Raw genomic sequence first — 23,342 nt, 5'->3', positions numbered from 1 at the left:
CGATTTGCCAAACGGGGAGAGGCCTTCCCCGACATATGAGGTGCGCTGACGCACCCGAGCGTTTCACCCGGCCCCATCCCCGGGGCCGGCCCAAAGGAGACAATCGTGTTCGACAAACTGACGCAGGCGGTCACCCGCCTGCTCGAAATCCTGCTCGTCGCGAGCCTCGGCCTGATGGCCCTGCTCGTGTTCGGCAACGTCGTGCTGCGCTACGCGTTCGACTCGGGCCTCGCGGTGTCCGAGGAGCTCGCGCGGCTTTTGTTCGTCTGGGTCGTGTTCCTCGGCGCGATCCTCGCGTCGCGCGAGCACGCGCACCTCGGGCTCGACTCGGTCGTGCGCCGCCTGCCGGTGTTCTGGAAGAAGGTGTGCATCGTCGTCACCGGCGTGATGATGCTCGGCTGCTGTGCGCTCTTTGTCTGGGGCGGCTGGCAGCAGACGCTGATCAATGCGGAGAACTTCTACCCCGTGCTCGGCATCTCGTACGCGTGGCTGCACGCCGCGGCGGTCGCGTTCGGCTTCGGCATGGCGATCAGCATCGTTTACAACGTGATCGACGCGCTCGCCCGCCCGCACGCCGCCGAGGACCTCGTGCTGATCCGCGAGATGGAGGACCGCGTCGGCGAGGAGATGGGCAACGTCTCGCACCACGCGCCCGATGAATCCCGTACGGCGCGGGCGTCGCGCGCGCAGCTCGCGGAGGTGGCGCGATGACCGCGACCGTTTTCCTCGGCAGCCTGCTCGGCGCGATGGTGATGGGCATGCCCATCGCGTTCGCGCTCTTGATCAGCGCGCTCGCGCTGATGTTTTTGCTCGGTCAGTTCGACGCCCAGATCGTCGCGCAGAACGCTATCGCCGGTGCCGACAACTTTGTGCTGATGGCAGTGCCGTTCTTCATCCTCGCCGGCGAGTTCATGAACGCCGGCGGCCTGTCGCGGCGCATCGTCGACATGGCGATGGCCTTCGTCGGGCACCTGCGCGGCGGCCTCGGCTACGTCGCGATCCTCGCCGCGCTCGTGCTCGCGAGCCTGTCCGGCTCCGCGGTCGCCGACACCGCGGCGCTCGGCGCACTGCTCGTGCCGATGATGCGCCGCGCCGGCTACGATAACGAACGCGCCTGCGGGCTCGTCGCGGCCGGCGGCATCATCGCGCCGGTGATTCCGCCGTCGATCGGCTTTCTGCTGTTCGGCGTCGTCGCGAACGTGTCGATCACGAAGCTCTTTCTCGCCGGCATCGTCCCCGGCGCAATGATGGCGGGCTCACTCGTCGTCGCGTGGTGGTGGGTGTCGCGGCGCGAGCGCTTCGCGCCGAGCGAGCGCGTGAGCTGGCCCGAGCGCCTGCGCGTGCTCGGCCGCGGCGTCTGGGCGCTGCTGCTGCCGGTCATCATCATCGGCGGGCTGAAGTTCGGCATCTTCACGCCGACCGAGGCCGCCGTCGTCGCCGCGTTCTACGCGCTTTTCGTCGGGGCGTTCGTCTATCGCGAGCTCGACGCGAAGGCGATCTACCACTGCCTGCTGATCGCCGCGCGCACCTCGGCCGTCGTGCTGGTCCTCGTCGCGATGGCGATGGTGGCGTCGTACATGATCACGATCGCCGACATCCCCGGCCAGATCGGCGAATGGCTCGCCCCCGTCGCCGACTCGCCGACGACGCTCGTCGCCGCGATGATGCTGATCGCGTTCGGCGCCGGCATGGTGCTCGACTTCATCCCGGTCGTGCTGATCCTGACGCCGGTGTTCATGCCGATCGCGCAGGGGGCGGGCATCGACCCGGTGTATTTCGGCGTGCTGTTCATCATGAACGTCGCGATCGGGATGATCACGCCGCCGGTCGGCGTCGTCCTCAACGTCATCGCGTCGATCGGCAAGATCCCGCTCGAACGCGCGGTGCGCGGCGTCATGCCCTTCCTGGTCGCCGAGCTGCTCGTGCTCGTCGGGCTGATCCTGTTCCCGGCGCTCGTCATCGTGCCGGCGGGCTGGTGGCGCTGAGATTTCGATTTCCAACAGTAAGACCTACATAAAGAGAGACAGGAGACTGCAATGCAGAAAAAACTCACGAAGGCCGTCGTTACCAGGACCGTCCTCGCGCTCGCATTCGGCGCGCTCGCGTCGGGCGCCGCGCTCGCGCAGCAGGTCAACGCGAAGTTCGCCGTGACGCTGCAGGAAAGCTCGCACCAGGGCCAGGGCGTCGCGAAGTTCGTCGAGCTCGTCAATGCGAAGAGCCAGGGCCGCATCAAGATCAAGCCGTTCTACAACGCCGCGCTCGGCAACGACGTGCAGGTCACCTCCGCGCTGCAGGGCGGCACGATCGAATTCACGGTGCCGCAGACGACGACGCTGACCGGCATGGTCAAGGAGTTCGAAGTCCTCGATTACCCGTTCCTGTTCGACACCGAGAAGGAAGCCGAAGCCGTCCTCGACGGCGCGATCGGCCGGCAACTGCTCGACCGGCTGCCGGAAAAGGGCCTCGTCGGCCTCGGCTACTGGGAGAACGGCTTCTTCAACTTCACGAACTCGAAGCACCCGGTCGCGAAGCTCGAGGACTTCAACGGCTTGAAGCTGCGCGCGGTGCAGGCGAAGATCTCGCAGGAGTCGGTCAAGGCGCTCGGCGCGAACCCGGTGCCGCTCGCGGTGCCCGAGCTCTACACCGCGCTCGAGACCCGCACCGTCGACGGCCAGGGCACGACCTCCGCGGTCACGTCCGCGCTGAAGCTCGACGAAGTGCAGAAGTACCTGTCGCTGACGCGCCACGCGTACGGCGCGTTCATCCCGCTCGTCAGCAAGAAGTTCTGGGACCGCCTGCCGGAAGCCGACCGCAAGCTCCTCGCCGACGCCGCGCTCGAAGCCCGCGTCTACCAGCGGACGGTCGCGCGCGAGCAGGACAAGTCGTCGGTCAAGAAGATGGCGGACAAGGGGCTGAAGGTGAACGACGTCGCCGCCGGTGAGCGCGCGCGGATGCGCGACGCGGTCAAGCCGCTGTGGGCGAGCTTCGCGCAGGAAGGCGGCTCGAAGGCGGTCTTCGACGCGACGCAGGGCGAGCTCGCGAAGCTGCGCAACTGATCGGCAGTGCTGCGTTCTTTCTGAGCCTCGTACAACCGTTCGCCCCGAGCCTGTCCAGTCGTTCGCCCTGAGCTTGTCGAAGGGCGGTCGCAGGGCTTCGACAGGCCCGTCCCGAGCTTGACGAAGGGCTTGGGCCGAACGGTTGCCGCGTCAATCGTCCCGCGTCGGTCGCCGCCGTTTATACTCCGGCACAAGAGACCGGCGCGGACGCGGGCACGGTGCGAGAGAGACGACATGGACTACTGGCCGCTGAAATCCGTCAGCGTCGACTACCGGCTCGGGGTCGACCAGATTGCGGGCATGCTCGCGCAGATCGGCGCGGTGACCCCGAACGGGCTCGCGGGCGAATTGCTGCGGCTCCTGTCCGCGCAGGTGCCGATCGCGCAATGCACGATCTTCGCGTACGAAGGGCAGGGCACGCCGCGCATCGTATCGTTCGCCGACCGCGCGAGGACGATGCAACTCCCGGAAATCAACCGCAGCTACGCGGCGATGTTCTACCGCCTCGACGGCAACCGCGACGCGATGGCGTCCGAGGACGGCAAATGCCCGTCGAGCCGCATCCTCGTCCATCGCCAGTCCGGCGACGACATCGCCCATCCCGACTACCGCCGCATCTGCTACGACCAGCCGCAGATCTCCGAACGACTCGCGCTGCTGAACCTCTTCGACGGCTGGCGCTGGCTGTCGGTGAACTTCTACCGCGGACGCGAGCACGGCCGCTTCAACCCCCGCGAGATCGAATGCATCGAGGCGCTCGCGCCGCTCGTGATGCAGATGGTGCGGCTGCACTACAACGTCCATCTGTCGGTGAATGAGTTGCCCGAGATGGTCGTGTTGCGGCTCTGCCGGGCCTATCCCGAACTCACGAAGCGCGACGGCGAACTGCTGAAGTGCGTGCTCACCGGAATCACGGTCGAAGAGACGGCCGAACGCATGGGGATCAAGCTGTCGAGCGCGCAGACCTATGTCAAGCGCCTGTACCGCAAGCTCGGCGTGTCCGGCCAGCGCGAACTCGTCGGGCTCGCGCTGAAGCTCGCGCCGGCGCACTGAGCCGCCCGGGCCGCTGACCGGCGGCGACTGGCACCGTGCCGCACGACCGGCCGAAACCCCAGGGCGCGCCCGACGACTCGGGCATCGAGCCGCTCGAACTCGAAGTCGTCATCGAGATTCCGCGCGGCAGCTTCCTCAAGCGCGGCTCGACCGACCGCATCGATTTCATCTCGCCGCTGCCGTGCCCGTTCAATTACGGCGCCGTCCCCGATTACCTCGGGCAGGACAACGACTTGCTCGATGCGCTCGTCCTCGGCCCGCGGCGTGCACGCGGCACGCGCCTGCGCACGCTCGCGTGGGGCGCGGTGACATTGACCGACCGCGGTATGAGCGACGACAAGCTCGTCTGCTGCGACCATCGCCCGAGTCCCGCCGACTGCGCCGACGTGCTGCGATTCTTCCGGTTCTATGCGAAGTGCAAGGGCTTGCTGAACCTGTGGCGGCGACGGCCGGGGCGCAACGCGTGCGACGGCTGGTGCGAGGCCGTCGATGCCGTCGCTCGCGCCCGGCCGCGGGACAGTTATTGGCGGGGGCCGACGGTCGGGTTCTGAAACACTACGCGCCGCTCTGCCTGCCGGGCCGTAGGTCGGGCTGAGCGCAGCGATGTCCGACATCCGATGGCCTCTGGAACCGCCCGCGTCGGCCTTCGCTGCGTTCACGCCGACCTGCGTGAGCGATGTGTGCGGACCGAAATCGAAAGTCGTTCCCCGGACGATATTGGGATGCCCCGCTAATGGCCTAGAATTTCGCGTTTCGACCGCGCGGCGTCTTGCCGGCTGCATGGCGGTCGCAATCCTGCCTCTCCAGCATTCACTCATGACTTCATTCCGTTCGTTCCGCGAACTCGTCGGCTTCGAGCCCGAGATCGTCCGCAAGGCGTTGTCGCTGGCATTTGCCGCGTGGCTGTCGTTCGCGATCGCGTCGCTGCTGCACGTCCACAACGCCTACTGGGCGGCGATGCCCGTGTGGGTGCTCACGCAGGCGTCGCGCGGGCTCGTTGTCGAACGCGCGGTTTTCCGCATCGTCGGCACGCTGATCGGGGCCTCGGTCGGTTTCGCGCTGGTGCACGTGCCGGCGCCGCCAATCGTGCAGCTCGCGCTGCTTGCCGGCTGGATCGGGTTCAACGCGGCGCTGACGCACCTGCTGCGCGGCGTGCACGGCTACGGCGCGCTGCTCGCCGGCATGACTGCCGCGGTCGTCGTGATCCCAGCGCTGCTGACGCCGACGGAATCGCTCGACATCGCGATCGCGCGCGTCGAATGCACGTTGATCGGCGTCGTCGTTAGCACGCTCGTGCTCGCGGTGCTGACCCCTGTTTCGCCGCTCGCCGAGTTCTATGCGCAGGTCCGCGCCGTGTCGGCCGACGCCGTCGCCTACGCGGCCCGGCTGCTCCGCGATCCAGCTGCAGCGGGCGACGCCGCGGAGGAGGGCCGGCTCGTCGCGCAGATCAGCCAGCTCGATGCATCGGCGCGGCCGACTGCGGCGGGCTCCGTCGAAGGGTATCGGCGCCTCGGCGACATCGATCTGCTCGTCGTCGGCTCGCTGTCGACGATCGCCGCCGCGCAGGCGGTGAAGGACGCCGGCTGCCGCATCGAGCCGGGGCTGCCTGAATGGCTCGACCGTGTCGCCGCGCGGCTGCGCCGGGAATCGCAGGCCGAGGCGCGCGAGGCGGGATGGGCCGAAGCGGACGACGACGTCGCGGTCGCGCGCCTCAAGATCGCGGTGGGGCAGATTCTCGATGCCGGCGACGCGCTCGCGCACGGCGTGTCGCGCCCGGTGTCGGGCGCGACACGCATCCGCCTCGCGCCGCACCGCGAATGGGCGCTCGCTGGCCGCACCGCCGCGCTCGCCGCCGCCGCCAGTTTCGGCGCAGGCCTGGTCGGCCTCGCATGGCCGTGGCCCGCGGTCGAACTCGCCGCGCTCGGCGTGTGCATCTTCGTCATGGTGCTCGGCTCGCTGCCGCTGCCCCAGCTCGTCGCGCCCAAACTCTTCGCGGGCGTCGTCACCGGCGTCGTCGCGGCGACGTTCTACCGCCTCGCGCTGCAGCCGCACATTGCGTCGAACGCCGCCCTGCTGCTGTCTATCGCGCCGTTCGTCCTGCTCGGCGGCTTCGGGCGCGCCAATCCGCGCACCGGCATCGCCGCGATCGACGCGAACATGTGCTTCATGCTCGCTTCGCAGGCCGGCATGCCGGCCGTCGACGACGTCGGCCGCGTCCTCGCCGATTCGGCCGCGCTCGCGGTCGCCGCCGGATTGATGGCCGGCCTGTTCGTGCTGCTGCCGCGCCGCGCGCAACGCCAGGCGTTCGACGCCGCGGCCGTGATCCGGCGCGACCTGCAGCGGATCCTGGAAGCGGACGCCGGCGACCGGCTCGCCTGGCACGCGCGCGCCTCGCGCGCCATCCTGCGGCTGACCCTGCATCTCGGCCGCGCGAAAACGCTCGGCGAACGCTGGCCGGCGGGCCTCGTCGCGACGCTCAACCTCGGCCACGCGCTGATCGACCTGCGCAAGCACGGCATGCCGGAAAGCGTCCGCACGCTGCTCGCGTCGATGCTGCAGCAAAAGCGCACGCCGCGGCAGACCGTGACGGCCCTCGACACGCTCGCCGGCGGGATCGACGACGCCGGCACGCGGCGCCAGCTCGGGCGCCTGTCGCTGGCCCTCGACCGCGCCGCCGACCTCCTGACTTTTGGTCTCGCGGCGCCGGCCTCGCACGAGCGCTAGCTCACCCGCGCCGCAGCCCCCCGCACCTTGCGGTCTGCATGACTGTGCGGCGCTCTCCCCGGGAGCAGTGATTGCTTCGGCATGGAGCCGCTTCCGTAATCCTTCCACGGTGCGCCGTGCAGCGTCACCGGTTTCTACCGGTTCCTGACGACATACCCCGGGCGGATGGCGGAAACGTGACGGCCGGCAGATGCCGACCGATCCGAAGCAGGGCTTCGACAGCCCGAGACCGACGCCGAAAGCGGCCGGCCGCGTCCGACCGACGCGGGCTCCGCCGACGGCAATAGGAGGAACCATGCAAAACGTTGAAAAAATTTCAAACCAGCGGCGGATCCTGATGTTCGGCCTGGTCGGAGCTCTCGTCGCAGGCTGCGCCGGCGGGTCCTCGAGCAAGAGCACGGGCGACTATGTCGACGACGCGGCGGTCACGTCGAAGGTGAAAACTGCGTTGCTGAAAGACCCGGTCGTCGGCGGCCTGGCGATCGACGTCGACACCAACAAGGGCGCGGTCCGGCTCAGCGGCACCGCGAAGAGCGAAACCGAACGCGCGAAGGCCGCCGAACTCGCGCGCTCGGTCGCCGGCGTGCTGTCGGTGAAGAACGACATCGTCGTCGTCAAGTAGGCCCTAAACCCGTCCGTCGTTGCCGCGGCGTCACTTCCGATGCGCCGCGGCAGACGCGACGGTGGCGGCGCCGTTTTCCTGATCTACCCGGTCATGCGTGCGACCGGGCCGATCGGCGGGAAGCGCCCCGGCCGGCGGCACGATGCGATGGCGAGTTCGGCCGGTACGGACTGAAGCTGTCGTCGCATCCCTCGCGGTAATCGGCCCGCCGCGGCTCCAGCCGGCGAGCGTCCCGCTTGCTCAACGCTGGAACACCTGTCGCACCCCGAGTGTTCGCGCCTGTTTCAAACAGGCGCAGATCCTGAGCGGCTCCCGCCGCAAAACCCCCGTTTTCCCCTTGGCACGCGCTGTTTGGCTTCCGAAGCCGCAGTGGCTCGGTGCTTGCACTCCTGCGCTGGCGGTCGGGCGCGTTACGTCCGCGCCGCGACTTCAAGCAAAAACATGAATCCGCAGCCAAGGAGGCACGAAGGGAATGAAAGCTCGACGGTTAAAGGGGACAGCACTGGGAGTGGCGCTCGCCGCGGCCGGACTGGGTCAGGCGAACGCGGTGAGTTTCACGCAGGGCGACGCGACGATCGACATCAACGGCACGATCAACGGCTTCTACGCGCACCGCTCGGTCGAGGCGAACGGGGTCGAGACGAATAATTCGGCGCTGACGAACGGGCTGCTCCCGGGCTGGATCAATTTCGTGTTCACGACGAAGGTCGAAGGCCTCGACATTAAGGCGCACGTTGGTTTCGCGCCCGGTATCAACGACAAGTCGGACGTAGTCGGCCTGCCGAGCGATCCGGGCTGTGGCGGCGCGGTCGGGTGCGACAGCCCGTTCTCGCAGATCGACACCCGCAACCTGTACTTCCAGTTCGGCTCGAGCGATTGGGGCACGATCAAGTTCGGCCGCGACATCGGTCTCTTCGGGCAGAAGATCATCCTGGCCGACATGACGCTGCTGGGCCTCGGAGGCAACAGCTACGCGGCGACGCCGTTCAATACGACGTTCGGGATGATCGGGCACGGCTACATGTACACCGGCTTCCAGCCGCAGATCACCTACACGACGCCCGCGTGGGGCGGTTTCTCGGCGTCGGCGGGGATCTTCGATCCGAACCAGTTCGCAGGCGACGAGACCGATTCGCCGGGGTTCCAGGCGATGGCGACATATGACTGGAAGTCGAACAGCACGAGCGCGTCGCTGTGGGCGGGCGGCGTCCATCAGACCACGAGCGGCGACGGCAGCTTCGATGCGAGCGGCTTCGAACTCGGCGGCAAGTTCGGGTTCGGCAACTTCGAGGCGGTGGCCTATGGCTTCACCGGCGACGGGCTGGGGTTGGCAACGGTCGGCGCGCTGTATTTCTCGCCGTTCGAGAAGACGAGCGGCAAGGGCTACTTCGTGCAGGGCACGTACAAGTTCGGCAAGACGAAGGTCGGACTGAACTACGGCGAGAACCGCGACGACGACGGACTGCTGGCGGACACGAACCGCTTCCGCTCGGCGACGTTCGGCGTCTATCACAGCCTGAACAAGTACATCACGCTCGTCGGCGAGTTCAACCGCGAAAAGGGCATCGGCGACGACCTATTCCCGGGCGACACGAAGACGCGCACGATCTCGCTCGGCGGCATCATCTTCTTCTGATCGCGGCCGGCCCCAAGGCCGGCACGACGCCCGGCGCGCGGCGGTGCCCGAAGGGGCACGTTTCGCGCCGGTTGTCATTTAGACGGTCGGACAAGCGCACCGATGTCCGATGACGGCTTGCCGAAGGCGCGGCCGTCGGCCTTCGCCTGCGGCTCACGCCGACCTACGCCGAATCTGCCCGTCGGGGCGACGCCGAACGTAGGTCGGACTGAGCGAAGCGATGTCCGACGTCCGTAGCGCGGATCAGCCGATCCGTCCGAGCTTGCGGTAGAGCGTATTGCGGCTGACGCCGAGACGGCGCGCCGCGGCGGAGACGTTGCCGCCGACTTCGCGGATGACGGTCGCGATCGCGGCGAGCTCGATCTCGTCTAGGCTCCTCGGTTCGGGCCGGTTTTCGGCAACCGGCTGGGCCGGTGCGGCGGGGGGCCGCTGGGCGCATTCGTCGTCGCCGTCCAGCGACTGGCAGCCGAAAAGCTCCTCGGGCAGGTGCACCGGACGGATTTCGTCTTCGTCGTCGTCGAGCAGCGCGACCGCGACGCGGATCACGCTCTGCAACTGGCGGATGTTGCCGGGCCACGCGTAGCGCTCGAAGAAGCCCATCACTTCCTCGCCGATGCCGACGCCCTGCGGGCGCGTGTCGCGGGTTTCGGCATCGAGCAGCTTGCCGACGATCGAGCGGATGTCGGTGCGTTCGCGCAGCGGCGGCAGCGTCACGGTGAGGCTGTTGACGCGGTAGTACAGGTCTTCCCGGAACAGGCCCTGGCGCACGGCGTCGCGCAGCACGCGGTGCGTCGCGCACACGAGCGAGATGTCGACCGGAATCGACGCCAGCGCGCCGACGGGCGTGACGCTGCGCTCCTGCAGCACGCGCAGCAGCCGCGCCTGCATGCCGAGCGGCATGTCGCCGATCTCGTCGAGGAACAGCGTGCCGCCGTGGGCCTGCTGGATCTTGCCGATCGCGCCTTCGCGCCGCGCCCCGGTGAAGGCGCCGCCGCTGTAGCCGAAGAGTTCCGATTCGATCAGGTTCTCGGGGATCGCCGCGCAGTTGAGCGCGACGAACGGGCCGTCGCCGCGCGGGCCGCTGTTGTGGAACGCGTGCGCGAAGAGTTCCTTGCCGACGCCGGATTCGCCCTGGATCAGCAGCGGGATGTCCTTGCCCTGCACCTTGCGCGCGCGATCGAGCGCGAGTTGCAGGCGCGCGTCGCCGGTTGCGAGGCAGGCGAGTGTGAGTCGCGCCGGGCGGCCCGGGGCGGTGGCGGCCGCTTTCGCTGCGGGAGCGGGGCGGGCCGGTCCGGTCACGGCGGCTTTCGCGAGGGGCGCCGCGCGAGCCAGGACCGCTGCCGACGGAACATCGACCGCGGTGCGGCGTTGCCCATGCACCTCCACGTACACCGAATCGCCGCGCCGCAGTTCGAGCTGCGTCAGCGCGTCGCCGGCGCTCGCGGTGCGGTCGAGCAGCTGGCCGAAGCCGATCCGGAAGAGATTCGCGAACGGCACCGCGCCGTTGATCTCCGCGGGCAGGCCGAGGCAGTCGCGCGCGACGGGGTTCGCGCCGATGATGTAGCCGTCGTCGTCGAGCGCGAGCAGTCCCTCCTGCAGCGTGCCGACGTATTCCGGGCGCGAATGGAAGGCGACGCGGAGGTTCTTCGCGAAGCGTGATTCGAACAGGCGCTTTTCGAGGAGCTGCACCGACAGGCGGACGAGGCCCAGCGTGTGACGCTGCGGCACATGCGACGCGCCCGAGATGTCGAACACGCCGACGAGCTTGCCGAGCGCGTCGAAGATCGGTGCGGCGCTGCACGTCAGGAAGCCGTTGCGTTCGAGGTAGTGCTCGGCGCCGAGCACTTCGACCGCCCGGCCCTCGACGATCGCCGTGCCGATCGCGTTCGTGCCGCGCCCGTCCTCATTCCAGGAGGCGCCGGGCCGCAGCGCGACGTGCTGGGCGCGGTCAACGAAATCCGGATCGCCGAGGCTATGGAGGATCAGGCCGTCGCGGTCGGCGAGGATCACCATGCTGCCGGAGGCGCGAATCTGCTCGAACAGGTGCTCCATGATGCCGCCGGCCTGATCGAGCAGCGCGCCGCTGCGCTCGCGCGCGTCGGAAAGCTGCGTGCGGCCGACCGGGTCGAGGGCATGGCGGTCCAGATGATCGAGCCCCGCAGTGCGGCAGCGCTGCCACGAGCGCAGGACCGGCGGCGCGAGTCCGGTCTCGGGCAACTCGCCGAGCTCGAAGAAAAACCGTCGGGCAGCCACGAGCTTCTCGTCGCGGCTCTCCCGCAGTTGCGGTAAGACCCCCATCTCCTCCTCCTTGTCCCTGCAATTCTGCGCGGGCAATTTTTCTTGTACGCCCTGTGTCAAAACGTAGCACTTGGCCTGTGTTGAAGCAATCGAACTGTTCGAGTCCGTGACGGGCTGGAGCAATTTCCCTGCCAGTGCATCTCGGCGCTGATTGCGCGCTCCGGGGCACTCCGGCGTGTTCAGCCTTCGTGGCACAGCCCTTGCGAAGGGGGACGCATGCCGGCAACCGGCAGACAGAAACCAGTTAACGGAGGAGACACACGTGAACACCGACAAATCCAAGGCGACGCTGACCCGTAAACTGCGCATCGGAGCGGTGGCCGCCGCGCTTGCGGGCCTCGCGGGCCTTGCCGCAGCGCACGGCGACGTCACGCCGCAGGCCGTCGACACGTCGACGCTGAAGTCGCTCGGCGACGAATGGCAGACGGTCAATCCGTATCGCGACAACGCCGACGCGATCCGCATCGGAGATTCGGCCTATACGCAGAACTGCGCCCGCTGCCACGGCCTCGGCGCCGTGTCCGGCGGCATCGCGCCGGATCTGCGCAAACTGGACATCGAGCCCGAAACCGACGAATACTTCATCGGCCGCGTGCGCACCGGCGTCACGCGCAACGGCGCGGTGTACATGCCGCCGTTCGAGGGTACGCTGTCGCAGGAAGCGATGTGGGCCATCCGCGCCTGGCTGGAGACCGTCCGTGAAAAATGACCGCCGCCACTTTCTTGTCGCCGCGACCGCGCTGCTCGCCGGCGCGATGCTGCCGGCGCATGCCGTCGCCCAGCTCGAACTGCAGCAGGCGGGGGCGCTGCGGATCGCGGTGTATGCGAACTTCGCGCCGTATTCGGCGCGCGGCAAGGGGGTCGACATCGCGCTCGGCCAGGCGCTCGCCGAGCGCCTGGGGCTGCGCGCGGAGTTCGTCGAATTCACTGCCGACGAGAACATGAGCGACGACCTGCGCAACATGGTGTGGCGCGGCCATTACCTGGGTACGCGGCCCGCCGACGTGATGATGCACGTGCCGGTCGACGCCCATTTCGCGGCGGAGAACGACAAGGTCGAGATCTTCGCGCCCTACCATCTCGAGACGATGGCGGTCGCGCGCGACAGCGCGCGCGTGCCGCGCATTGCCGGGTCCGCCGCGAACGCCTTCGAGGTGTTCACGCGCGAGAAGATCGGCGCGGAAGTCGATACGCATGCGAGCGACTACCTGCTGCAGGTGCTCAATGGCCGCCTGCGCGACAACGTCGTCCATTTCCGCAGCGTCGCGGACGCGGTCGCCGCGCTCTCGCGTAAGGAGGTCGCCGCAGTGATGTCGACGCGCGCCCAACTCGAAGCCGCGCTGAAGGACGTCGCCGGCTACGAGATCGACGCGGTCGCGCTGGCCGAAATGCGCGTCACCGGCTGGCCCCTGGGCATGGCCGTCAAGGCCGATCACCACGAACTCGCCGCCGCGCTGTCCGGCGCGCTCGCCGAACTGCAGCGCTCGGGCGACCTCGCGCGCATCTTCGCGGCGCACGGGGTTACGCATCGGACGCCTTGATCCGACCGGGGGCAACTGGCCCCCGGGTGCCGCATCAGAAGGCCCGATTGCGCACCCCGATACTGTATCCCTTGGAAAGCGGTGTTCCGTTTTGGAGCACTCTTGCTCCGCCGCAATGGAGCAAGAGGGGCCCGATCAACTGTGTGTGCGAATCAGGCGGGCTTGGGGGCGCGCTTGACGATGCCGCGTTGCGGGTCGTAGCCCCACGCGGCGAGCGTGAAGAACAGCACGAGGCAGCCGGCGACGATCGCGAGCGACTCGCCGGCGAACTGGCCGTAGAGGGCGAAGCGGATCGCCTCGACCGCGTGCGTGAAGGGGTTCCACTGCGCGACCGCGTGGATCGCTGCGGCGCCGGATTCCTCGAGCTTCCACAGCGGGTACAGCGCGGGCGAGACGAAGAACATCGGGAAGATCACGAAATTCATCGTGCCGGCGAAGTTCTCCAGCTGGCGCACATGCACCGACAGCAGCAGGCCGAGCGCGCCGAGCATCATGCCGGCGAGCACGACGACCGGCAGCGCGTAGAGCCAGCCGCTCCACGGCACGTCGACGCCGAAGAGCGCGGCGATGACGAGAAACACGTAGGCCTGCAGCACCGACAGCAGCGTGCCGGCGAGCAGCTTCGCGAACAGCAGGTAGGCGCGCGGCAGCGGGGCGGTCAGCAGCAGCCGCATCATGCCCATCTCGCGGTCGTAGACCATCGCGAGCGAGGACTGCATGCCGTTGAACAGCAGCACCATGCCGAGCAGCCCGGGGACGATGTAGACCTGGTACGGAATGTAGGTGTCGTAGGGCGGGATGATCGACACGCCGAACACGTTCTGGAAACCGGCGGCGAACACGACGAGCCACAGCAGCGGCCGCACCAGCGCGGAGGCGAAGCGGCCGCCCTGGCGGACGAACTTGGCGACCTCGCGGCCGGCGATCGCCTGCAGTGCGAGCAGCGCATGTTGCAGTTTCATGTGCACCTCTTCGGGTTCGGACGCGGCGGCAAAGGGAAGGTCGGCAAAGGGAAGGTCGGCAAAGGGAAGATCGGCGAAGGGACGGTCGGGGAAGGGACGACCGAGGAAGACCCCTCCGGGACCGGCGGCATCAGAACGCGCAGCGGCTGTCGCGCCGGTCGAAGCCGAGCGTGTCCAGGTTCTGCGTCGGGTGCAGGAAACCGGCGATCGGCGTGCGTTCGATGACTGCGTTGTGGGTTGCGAGCAGCATCGGCTGGCGCAGCTGGTTGTCCCACGGGCGGAAGCCGAGGCGGCTGCCCTTGAAGCCGTCGAGCGTGATGTCCTCGCCCTTGATGTATTTCGCGAGCGACGGGAAGGCCGCGTTCTGCGTGCGCACGACCGCCTCGACGACGGTCTTGACCGCCATCCACGCGGCCCAGTCGGGCGCCGCCATCCGCCGCGCCGCCTGCTTTTCCAGCCGCGCGTTGAGCTGCGGCGCGCCGTGGCGCTCCCACGACCAGTGCCACGCGGTCGCCACGAGCCCTTCGCTGCCGACGACCGGACGCGGGCGCACGCTGCGGTACGGCACGCTGCGCGCGAACTCGCCATCGGCGTCGGCGACGAAGACGACGTCGTGGTCGGCGCCGGCCGTCAGCAGCGCGACGTTCCCCTGGTCGCGCTGGCGTGGATCGTTGCTCAGCACGAACGGTCGGCGCTCGGCGATCTTCAGCCCGAAACGCTTCGCCGCACGTTCGAACGCCGAGGCAAGCAGCCGGTCTTCGGGCTTCGGCCCTTCGAGCAGCAGTACCGAGCGCCACTTCTTCGACACGAGGAACTGCGCCAGCGCGTCGGCGCGCATCGCGTCGTTCGGCAGCGTGTGCAGCAGGTTCGGCTGGCACTGCTCCTGCCGCAGCGCGTCGTCGGACGCGGAGACGTTGAACAGCAGCAGGTCGCGGCCGCGCACGGCCTTCGACACGTCGGCGACGACCGGGCCGGCCGCGTCGATCAGGAAGAAGCGCACGCCGTCCTTCGCGAGGCGCTCGACCGCCGCGACGAGCGCGGCCGCGTCCGCGCCGGAAATCCGTTCGAGCGCGAACTCGGTGCCGATCGCCTGGCCGACGAAGCGCGCTTCGCGCAGCGCCACTTCCGCGCCGGCGAACGGCCGGCCGAGCGGCTGCGCGAGGCCGCGGAAAAAGAGGCGGGTTTCGTCGTAGCGCGCGTCGGGTTCGATTTCGAGGACGGCGATGCGGGTCGTCGCGGCCGCCGCGCCGGTGGCGACGCCGAATGCGAGGAACAGCCCCGCCAGCCGGCGCCCGAATGGGTTCCGCAAGAAGCGTCGCGCGCGCGTCGTTGGTTTCATCCGCGTTCTCATCAGTCGTCGATCACGACGGTATGCGGCACGCGGCCGACCGCGACCGAGCGCAGCACCTTGCGCGTGCCGGTGTCGACGACCGAGATGTCGTCGGACAGGCCGTTGGCGACGAGGAGCAGGCTTTCGTCGCGGTTCAGCGTCGCCCCCCAGGCGCGGTTGCCGACCAGCACGTAGTCCTGAACCTTGCGCGTCGCGACGTCGACGACCGCGACGTGGTTCGCGCGGCCGAGCGTGACGAAGGCGGTCTTGCCGTCGCGCGTCATCGTGATGCCGACCGGCGTGACGTCGTCGGCGCGGAAGCCCTTCGGCGTGAAGGCGACCGTTGCCTTGACCTTGTTGGTCGCGCCGTCGAGCACCGTCACCTGTCCGCCCAGTTCGCTCGTGACCCACACTTCGCCGCCGTCGGGCGTCATCGCGAAACGCCGCGGCCGGTTCGCGACGACGACGTTCGCGAAAATCTTCAGGCTCGCGGTGTCGATGACGTGGACCATGTTCGCGACCTCGGACGTCACGTACAGCCGGCGCCCGTCGGGACTCAGCCGCACCCCCTCGGGCTCCTCGCCGACCTCGATCTGCGCGGCCGGCTGGCGGGTCGCGATGTCGATCACCGACACCTGCGCGTCCTCCTCGTTCGACACGTAGAGGCGTTTGCCGTCGGCGCCGAGATCGAACATCTCGGGATCGTCGCCGACCGGGATGCTGTGGGACACCTTGAGCTGCGAAATGTCGATGACGTCGACGCGGTTCGCGTCGCTCGCGATCACGTACAACGCGGTGCGGTCTGCGCTCAGTTTCATGTCGCGCGGGCGCTTGCCGGTCGGGATCGCCTTCACGACCTGCCAGGTCCGGCTGTCGAGCACGGTGACCGCATTGTCGTTCTCGCTGCTGACGAAAACGTAGCCGGTGCCCTTCGCGCCGGCCGGCGCGGCGGCGAGGGCGAGGGCCAATGCTGCGAACACGGTGCGGATGCGCATTACGGTCGGTCTCCTGTCGCTGTGTCGAACATGCGCGGTCGGCTTCAGTCGGCGCCCGCGCCGGTGATTTCGAGGAAGGCCTCGGCGAGCGTCGGCTTGCCGGCGGCGCGGGCGAGTTCCGCCGGGCGGCCCTGGGCGACGACGCTGCCCCGGTGCAGCACGATGACGCGGTCGGCGGCCTCGGCCTCGTCGACGAGGTGAGTCGCCCACAGCACGCCGACGCCGCGCGCGCGCAGCGCCAGCACTTCGTCGAGCAACTGGCGGCGCGACGCCGGGTCGAGGCCGACCGTCGCCTCGTCCATCAGCAGCACCGCCGGTTCGTGCACCAAGGCGCGCGCGAGTTCGACCTTGCGGCGGTTGCCGCCGCTCAGCTCGCGCACGGGATCGCGCGCGCGCTCGGCGAGGCCGAGGCGTTCGAGCGCGTCGCCGATGCGCTCGCGCGCGCGTCGCCCGCCGAGTCCGTGCAGGCTCGCGTGGAACTTCAGGTTCGCCGCGACGCCGAGGTCGAGATCGAGCGTCGGCTGCTGGAACACGACGCCGATCGCCGCGAGCGCCGCGACCGGTTCGTCGCGGATGTCGTGGCCGGCGACGCGGACGCGCCCCGAATCGGCGTTGAAGAGTCCCGTCAGCAGCTGGAACAGCGTGCTCTTGCCGGCGCCGTTCGGCCCGAGCAGGGCGACGAACTCGCCGCGCGACACGTGCAGGCTCACGCCCCGCAGCGCTTCGCGCGCGCCGTAGGACTTGCGGACGTCGTCGAGGCGCAGCAGCGGTTCCTCGTTCGCGGGCGGCCGGCTGCCGGCCGCTTCGGCCGTCGCGACGGCCTTCGATCCCGCGTTCAGGTCGGTCATCGGCAACTCCCGCCGCCGCTGCCGCAGCCTGCGTTCCGCTCGGCGCCCGCCGGTTGCGCGAGGCCGGCGAGCAGTTGCGGGTGCTGCGCCAGCAGCGCCGCGTGTACCGCCTGCACCGCGGGGTCGGCGGGCAGGCGCGGACGCCGCAGCGTGACGACGACTTCGAGGACGACGCGGCCGGGCGCCGCGGACAGGAAGCACACGCGGTCCGCGAGGGCGAGCGCCTCGTGCAGGTCGTGCGTGACGAAGAGCACCGTGCACCGGCAGCGCTGCCACAGCTCGACGAGCATCGCGCGCAGCCGGTCCGCGGTCGGCACGTCGAGCGACACGAAGGGCTCGTCCATCAGCAGCAGCTTGGGCTCGATGACGAAGGCGCGCGCGAGCGCGACGCGGCGCTGCATGCCGCCCGACAGATGGCCGGGGAACGCGTCCATGACTTCGCCGAGCCCCATCGCGGCGAGCAGTTCGCGCGCGCGGCGCTCGGCCGCCGCCGACGGGCCGGCGACGAGCGTGACGTTCTCGAGCACCGTGAGCCACGGCATCAGGCGCGGCTCCTGGAACATGAAGCCGGTGCCGGCGCCGGGCGGCGCGCCGCCGATGCTGACGCGGCCCTCGACATCGCGGTCGAGGCCGCCGACGACGTTGAGCAGCGTCGTCTTGCCGCATCCCGACGGGCCGACGATGCAGACGAATTCCCCTGGCGCGGCGTTCAGGTCGAGCCCGGCCAGCGCGACGTGGGGCCGGCCGCCGCGGTCCGCGAAGGATTTTCTCCCGATTGCGATTTCAAGCATCCGTCTCACCCCCGCCAGCGCGTCAGGCGCCGCTCGAGCGGTCGCAGGCCCGCCGCCTCGACGATCAGCACAATCGCGGCGAAGACCAGCGTGTAGGCGAGGATGCCCGCGATATCGAAAAACTGGAAGAACAGGTTGAGCTGAAAGCCGATGCCGTTGCTGCGGCCCAGCAGTTCGACGACCAGCACGATCTTCCAGATCAGCGACAGCCCGGTGCGCGCGGCCGCCATCAGGTACGGATAGAGCTGCGGCAGATAGACCCGGGTCAGCGTCCGCGCGCGCGGCAGGCGGTAGGCGTGCGCGACCTGCATCAAGCGGCGGTCGACGGCGCGCGCGCCTTCGCGCACCGTCACGATGACCGTCGGGATCTTGTTCACCGCGACCGCGACGATCGCCGCCGCGTCGTTGAGGCCGAACCACACGTAGCACAGGATGATCGTGACCAGCGCCGGGATGTTGAGCCCGAGCACCAGCCAGCCGTCGAGCAGCAGGTCGAGCCGCGGCCAGCGGCCCATCGCGATGCCGATCACGGTGCCGATCGCCATCGCCAGCACGAAGCTCACCGCGACCCGCCCGAGCGTGATCGCGAGATGGAAGGGCAGCGCGAGCGATCGCGTCTCGTCGATGACGCGGCCGAACACGACCGCCGGCGCCGGGAGCGCGGGGCTGGCGAGCCACGCGGCGGCGACCTGCCACAGCGCGACGAAGGCGAGCAGCGACGTGACGCGCAGCCAGCCGTCGCCGCGCGGCATCCACGCTTTCGGCGAGGCCTCTTTGCGCGACTCCGGCAGCGGCAGCATCGCGCCCTGGTCGGCGCCGATCTTCACCGCGCCGCCCCGTGCCAGAAGGTGCCCGCGGGCAGCGACGTCGCCGGGCCGACCAGTTCGGCGCCGCCTTCGTTGGCGAGGATCTCGAACACCCGCCGTGCATTGCGCTCGGCCTGCACTTGATTGTCGCCCGGGATCCCGTCGCGGAAGCCCTGCCGCAACGCCGCGAGCGTCGCGTCGTCCTCGGCGCGCGTCAGCGGCCGCAGCTCTTCCCAGACCGCGTCCGACTCCCGCATCAGCTGCTTCGCGCGCGCGGACGCGCGCAGGAAGCCTTCAAGCGCCGCGCGGTTGCGCGCGGCCCATTCTTCGCGGAATACCCAGCCCAGCATCGGCAGATCGCCTTCGACGCCGAGCGAGCGCAGGATCTCGTCGAGGCCGACCAGTTCGCGCATCCCGGCCGCCTGCAGGCGCGCGGCGTAGTGCCAGAAGTTGAGCACCGCCGGCAGTTCGCCCTTGAGCATCAGCGCGTTGAGCAGCGGCGGGGCGCCGAAGTCGGGTTTGACGAGTTGCGCCGCGTCCTCGCCGAGCGTGCGGCGGGCGTGGGCGCGCAGCAGCAGCCAGCTCTTGTCGAGCGCGCCGCCGGCGACGCCGAGGCGCCTGCCGCGCAGGTCGGCGAGCGAGCGCACGCCGGCGTCGGGTCGCACCATCACGCTGCCGATCGCGCGCGAGTACGGCACGAACGCGAAGTCCCGCCCTTCGGCGCGCTGCCTCGCGACCCAGATCCAGTCATTGACGACGACATCGACCGCGCCGCCCTGGATCGCGACGCTCGCCGCGTCCTTCAGCGCCAGCGGGACGATCTCGAGCCGCACGCCTTCGCGCTCGGCGAGCCCCATGCGCTGCATCACGTCGAGCTCCCAGCTCACGGTGCCGTATTGCAGGACGCCGATGCGGATCGTCGCCGGGTCGGCGGCCGCGGCTGGCGATGCGAACGGCGCGAGCAGCACGGCGAGCATCAGGATGCGCGCAAGGCAGGCTTTCATGCCCGTGTCTCCATCGTTGTCGTTGTCCGGCGTCGGGCGCCGGTGAAGGAGGGGGAATGCACGAAACGGGCCGGGCGGCCGGAGCGGGAGAGACACGCGGACGCGGGGCCTCGCGCGTGCCGTTGTGGAACACCTGTTCCGAAACGTGACAGTACGTGCGCCGGCGCCGGTGCGGCCCGACCGGTCAGGGCGCGCGACGCGGCGGCATCCCAAACGCGGTCGGGCTGCCTGGTCACAAGGCGTTCCACGCGTAGCGCACGCCGATCCACGCGCTCCGCGGCGCACCGGGCGCGATGAACTGCTCGTGACGCCATTGCTCCGGATCCGTCGCGAAGGCGCTGCCGGCCCCAACGAACGGATTTTCGGCGAGCGCGCCGGCGGTCGCGTAGCGCCGGTCGAACACATTGTCGATGCGTCCGAAGACGGTCCAGCCCCGGGCCAGTCGGTAGTCGGCGTTCAGGTTCACGACCGCGTAACCCGGCACTTTGCCGCGTCCGCCGAACTCGGCGTCGGGGCGGTGGCGGTTGTTCTCGTTGCCGCGCACGTAGCGGCTGGAATACGCGACGAGATCGGCGCCCACCCGCAATGCATCGTCGGCGCGCCACACGACGCCGAGCTTCAGGTTGTGCCGCGGCAGGCCGGGCATGCGGTCGCCGCGCCCGACCCGGATCTCGTCGTCGGGACAGCCGCCTTCGCCTTCGGTGCTGTTGTTCTCGGCGAGCAGGCACGCGGAGGACTGGAACGTGGCGTCGAGGAAGGTGTAGTTCGCGCGCCAGTCGAACCTGCCCGCGGTGCCGGTGAGTCCGGCTTCGACGCCTTCCCGGCGGGTGCGGCCGAAGTTCGTGAAGTAGCCCATGCTGCCGCCGGTGCCGACGAACAGGATGTCGTCGCGGTTGGTGCTGCGGAACACGCCCGCGTTCCAGCGCGTGCTGTCCGTGAGCGTGCCGCGCACGCCGGCTTCGAAGGTGCGCGTGACGACCTGGCGGAGGAAGGGATCGGCGGCCATCGCGTTCGGCAGGCTGCACGGGTTTTCCGGGTCGGCGCAGCCGAGCTCGATCGGCGTCGGCGCGCGATTGCCTTGTGAGAAGCCGGCGTACAGCGTCGTCTGCGGCGTCGCCTGCCAGGTCGCACCGAGCGCCGGATTGAGTTTGCGGTAGGTGAAGTCGCCGTTGAGCGCGTCGCCCATGCGGTCGCGGTTGATCACGCGGGTATGGTTGAATCGCAGCGATCCGGTCAGATGCAGACCCGGCGCGAGCATCACGGTGTCGGTCGCAAAGAGGCCGCTGCTGCGGGTGCGTCCGAGCAGGCGGTTGACCGCTTCCTCGTCCTCGTCGGCGTCGATTCCCCGGTCCGCCGTCAGCTCGCCGTCCTGTTCGCTCTGCCGGAAGTCCGCCCGGCCGCGGTCGTGGGAGACGCCGACCGCGAACTGATGGGCCCCCGCGATGCGGCTCCACTGTGTCGCGAAGCCCGCCGCGCGCTGCTCGCTGCGGGTGCGATTGAGGACGCCGCTGTCCGGTTCGTCGCCGGCCGGGAAGCCGTCGTCCGCCCAGTCTTCGAAGTCGTCCTCGTACTCGTCGTTGCCGTCGCCGTTCAGCGTGCGCGTCAGCGTTCGGCGCAGGTAGGCGGTCGCGGCGATGCGGTCCTGATCGCCGAGCCAGTGACTGCCGGTGAGCGCCAGCAGCGTGCTGCGGTTCCTCGTCTGGTCGGGGTGGGTGAAGACGGCGTCGTGCCGGTCGCGCTCCATGCTCTCGGGCACGAGGCCGTTGCCGATGAGGTCGGTGTCGGCGTGCGCGAGCGTCAGCGCGAGGTCGGTTTCGGCGCGGGTCCAGGCGAACTTGCCGAATACCTGTCCGACTTCCGACGGCGAGTGATCGCGCCTGCCGTCCTCCTCCATGCCTTCCGCGGCGAGATACCACGACAGCTCGTCGCGCCGGCCGCCGTGCTCGATCGTCCCACCGCGGCGGTCAAAGGAGCCGCCGTAGAGTTCGGCTTCGCCGCCCGGGTGGGTGTCGCCGCGCTTCGTGGTGATCGCGATCGCGCCGCCGAGGGTGTTGAGGCCGTAGAGCGGGTTCGATCCCGGCACGAGGACGACGGTGTCGATCGCCGCCTGCGGGATCAGGTCCCAGTTCACGACGTCGCCGAAGGCTTCATTCACGCGCACGCCGTCGAGGAACACCGACAGGCCCTGCGGCGTCCCGAGCAGCGGCGACGCGGAGAAGCCGCGGTAGTCGAGGTCCGCCTGGTAGGGATTGCCCTGGATCTCGTTCACGCTGACGCCGGGAAGCATGCGCTGCAGATCCTCGGCCAGCGACGCTCCGCCGGCGGCTCGCAGCGCCGGGGCGTCGAGGATCTGGACGTTGCCGGGCACCTGATCCTTCGGCAGTTCGAGGCCGGGCAACGGCGTGGCGCCGACCACCTCCACCGGCGGAAGCTGCGCTTCGGCGGCGCCGGGTTCGGCGGCGTGGACTTCGCCGAGGGGACCGAGGGCCGCGATCAGGGGCGCGAGCGCCCATCGCGACGCGAGACGGATTTCATGCAGCATCGGTCTGCACCTGGATTCAGTGACAAAAAAACGGGCGGCCGGAGCCGCCCGCGAGCTCGCCCGTGGGGTAGAGGAGGGACGGAGCGAGGGAGAAAAACTTCCGCACCGGACCGGGCAGCGCCCCGGCCCGGCGAAACGCCCGGCTCAGAAGAAACCGAGCGCGTTCGGGCTGTAGCTGACGAGCAGGTTCTTCGTCTGCTGGTAGTGGTCGAGCATCATCTTGTGCGTTTCGCGGCCGATGCCGGATTCCTTGTAGCCGCCGAAGGTCGCGTGCGCCGGGTAGGCGTGGTAGCAGTTCGTCCACACGCGCCCGGCCTTGATCGCACGGCCCATGCGGTAGGCGACGCTGCCGTCGCGCGACCACACGCCGGCGCCGAGGCCGTACGGCGTATCGTTCGCGATCTCGAGCGCTTCGGCCTCGTCCTTGAAGGTCGTCACGGCGAGCACCGGTCCGAAGATCTCCTCCTGGAAGATGCGCATCTTGTTGTGGCCCTTGAACAGCGTCGGCTGGATGTAATAGCCCTCCGACAGCTCGCCGCCGAGATGCGCGCGGTCGCCGCCGATCAGCAGTTGCGCGCCTTCCTCGCGGCCGACGTCGAGGTAGGACAGGATCTTGTTCATCTGCGCGGTCGAGGCCTGCGCGCCCATCATCGTCTCGGTGTCGAGCGGACTGCCCTGCTTGATCGCCTTCACGCGCGCGAGCACGCGGTCCATGAACTTGTCGTACATCGACTCCTGGATCAGCGCGCGCGACGGGCAGGTGCACACTTCGCCCTGGTTGAACGCGAAGAGCACCATGCCTTCGACCGCCTTGTCGAACAGCGCGTCGTCGGCGTTCGCGATGTCGGCGAAGAAGATGTTCGGCGACTTGCCACCGAGTTCGAGCGTCGCGGGGATCAGGTTCTGCGCCGCCGCCTGCGCGATCACGCGGCCGGTCGCGGTGGAGCCGGTGAAGGCGACCTTCGCGATGCGCTTGCTCGTCGCGAGCGGCATCCCAGCTTCGCCGCCGAAGCCATTGACGACGTTGAGCACGCCCGGCGGCAGCAGGTCGGCGATCAGCTCGACCAGCACGAGGATGCTGACCGGCGTCGATTCGGCCGGCTTCAGCACGACGCAGTTGCCGGCGCCGATCGC

At 69.3% G+C, this 23,342-nt stretch carries 19 protein-coding genes and 1 pseudogene; 10 read left to right on the top strand and 10 right to left on the bottom strand.

The window, feature by feature from the left end:
- Positions 1-105: 105 nt before the first annotated feature.
- The 8 genes from V6M37_RS02810 (at position 106) to V6M37_RS02775 (ending at position 9,091) form a co-directional block, all read left to right on the top strand.
- A complete protein-coding gene (locus V6M37_RS02810) occupies positions 106-711 on the top strand; it encodes a TRAP transporter small permease (protein WP_332670896.1) in 606 nt (201 codons plus the stop codon).
- Positions 708-1,985 (top strand): TRAP transporter large permease, encoded by a 1,278-nt coding sequence (locus V6M37_RS02805; protein WP_332670895.1) that lies wholly within the window; start codon positions 708-710, stop codon positions 1,983-1,985. Before V6M37_RS02810 ends, V6M37_RS02805 begins: the two co-directional genes overlap by 4 nt.
- A 51-nt stretch (positions 1,986-2,036) precedes the next feature.
- Positions 2,037-3,056, top strand: a complete 1,020-nt coding sequence (locus V6M37_RS02800) for a TRAP transporter substrate-binding protein (protein WP_332670894.1) — start codon at positions 2,037-2,039, stop codon at positions 3,054-3,056.
- A 234-nt stretch (positions 3,057-3,290) separates the two neighbouring features.
- Positions 3,291-4,109 carry a helix-turn-helix transcriptional regulator gene (locus V6M37_RS02795; protein ID WP_332670893.1) on the top strand — a complete coding sequence of 273 codons (819 nt, stop codon included), beginning with the start codon at positions 3,291-3,293 and terminating at the stop codon, positions 4,107-4,109.
- A gap of 35 nt (positions 4,110-4,144) precedes the next feature.
- Positions 4,145-4,660: an inorganic diphosphatase gene (locus V6M37_RS02790; protein WP_332670891.1), complete on the top strand. Its 516-nt coding sequence runs from the start codon at positions 4,145-4,147 to the stop codon at positions 4,658-4,660.
- 265 nt (positions 4,661-4,925) lie between these two features.
- Positions 4,926-6,833 carry an FUSC family protein gene (locus V6M37_RS02785; protein ID WP_332670890.1) on the top strand — a complete coding sequence of 636 codons (1,908 nt, stop codon included), beginning with the start codon at positions 4,926-4,928 and terminating at the stop codon, positions 6,831-6,833.
- Positions 6,834-7,128: 295 nt separating this feature from the next.
- Positions 7,129-7,455 (top strand): BON domain-containing protein, encoded by a 327-nt coding sequence (locus V6M37_RS02780; RefSeq protein ID WP_332670889.1) that lies wholly within the window; start codon positions 7,129-7,131, stop codon positions 7,453-7,455.
- Between the two features lie 472 nt (positions 7,456-7,927).
- Positions 7,928-9,091, top strand: coding sequence for a porin (locus V6M37_RS02775; RefSeq protein ID WP_332670888.1), 1,164 nt, complete (start codon positions 7,928-7,930; stop codon positions 9,089-9,091).
- Positions 9,092-9,334: 243 nt separating this feature from the next.
- Here V6M37_RS02775 and V6M37_RS02770 read toward each other — a convergent pair whose 3' ends face one another.
- Positions 9,335-11,389 (bottom strand): sigma-54-dependent Fis family transcriptional regulator, encoded by a 2,055-nt coding sequence (locus tag V6M37_RS02770; protein ID WP_332670887.1) that lies wholly within the window; start codon positions 11,387-11,389, stop codon positions 9,335-9,337.
- 262 nt (positions 11,390-11,651) lie between these two features.
- Between V6M37_RS02770 and pedF the strand changes: the two genes are divergently transcribed.
- Positions 11,652-12,098 (top strand): cytochrome c-550 PedF, encoded by a 447-nt coding sequence (gene pedF, locus V6M37_RS02765; RefSeq protein WP_332670886.1) that lies wholly within the window; start codon positions 11,652-11,654, stop codon positions 12,096-12,098.
- A complete protein-coding gene (locus V6M37_RS02760) occupies positions 12,088-12,930 on the top strand; it encodes a substrate-binding periplasmic protein (RefSeq protein ID WP_332670885.1) in 843 nt (280 codons plus the stop codon). Before pedF ends, V6M37_RS02760 begins: the two co-directional genes overlap by 11 nt.
- Before the next feature lie 152 nt (positions 12,931-13,082).
- Here V6M37_RS02760 and V6M37_RS02755 read toward each other — a convergent pair whose 3' ends face one another.
- The 9 genes and pseudogenes from V6M37_RS02755 to adh form a co-directional block, all read right to left on the bottom strand.
- Positions 13,083-13,892: an ABC transporter permease gene (locus V6M37_RS02755; protein ID WP_332670884.1), complete on the bottom strand. Its 810-nt coding sequence runs from the start codon at positions 13,890-13,892 to the stop codon at positions 13,083-13,085.
- Positions 13,893-14,022: 130 nt separating this feature from the next.
- Complete coding sequence (locus V6M37_RS02750) at positions 14,023-15,231, bottom strand: ABC transporter substrate-binding protein (protein WP_332670883.1); 1,209 nt, start codon at positions 15,229-15,231, stop codon at positions 14,023-14,025.
- 11 nt (positions 15,232-15,242) lie between these two features.
- The gene (locus V6M37_RS02745; RefSeq protein WP_332670881.1) at positions 15,243-16,217 is read right to left on the bottom strand and encodes a PQQ-dependent catabolism-associated beta-propeller protein; all 975 of its coding nucleotides are present in this window, start codon (positions 16,215-16,217) and stop codon (positions 15,243-15,245) included.
- A 44-nt stretch (positions 16,218-16,261) separates the two neighbouring features.
- A complete protein-coding gene (locus V6M37_RS02740; RefSeq protein ID WP_442880982.1) occupies positions 16,262-17,056 on the bottom strand; it encodes an ABC transporter ATP-binding protein in 795 nt (264 codons plus the stop codon).
- A gap of 5 nt (positions 17,057-17,061) precedes the next feature.
- Entirely contained in the window at positions 17,062-17,856 is a 795-nt protein-coding gene (locus tag V6M37_RS02735) for an ABC transporter ATP-binding protein (protein ID WP_332670879.1), read from the bottom strand.
- Positions 17,857-17,861: 5 nt separating this feature from the next.
- Positions 17,862-18,656: an ABC transporter permease gene (locus V6M37_RS02730; protein WP_332670940.1), complete on the bottom strand. Its 795-nt coding sequence runs from the start codon at positions 18,654-18,656 to the stop codon at positions 17,862-17,864.
- 23 nt (positions 18,657-18,679) lie between these two features.
- Complete coding sequence (locus tag V6M37_RS02725; protein WP_332670877.1) at positions 18,680-19,666, bottom strand: ABC transporter substrate-binding protein; 987 nt, start codon at positions 19,664-19,666, stop codon at positions 18,680-18,682.
- 232 nt (positions 19,667-19,898) lie between these two features.
- The gene (locus V6M37_RS02720; RefSeq protein WP_332670876.1) at positions 19,899-22,208 is read right to left on the bottom strand and encodes a TonB-dependent receptor; all 2,310 of its coding nucleotides are present in this window, start codon (positions 22,206-22,208) and stop codon (positions 19,899-19,901) included.
- Positions 22,209-22,352: 144 nt separating this feature from the next.
- Positions 22,353-23,342 (bottom strand): annotated as a pseudogene (gene adh, locus V6M37_RS02715) (aldehyde dehydrogenase); the annotation flags it as partial.

The sequence above is a fragment of the Aromatoleum sp. genome (assembly GCF_036675785.1).
Taxonomy (GTDB): Bacteria; Pseudomonadota; Gammaproteobacteria; order Burkholderiales; family Rhodocyclaceae; genus Aromatoleum.
The sequence above is the reverse complement of the archived record's forward strand: the minus strand, read 5'-3'. Positions and strand labels throughout refer to the sequence as shown.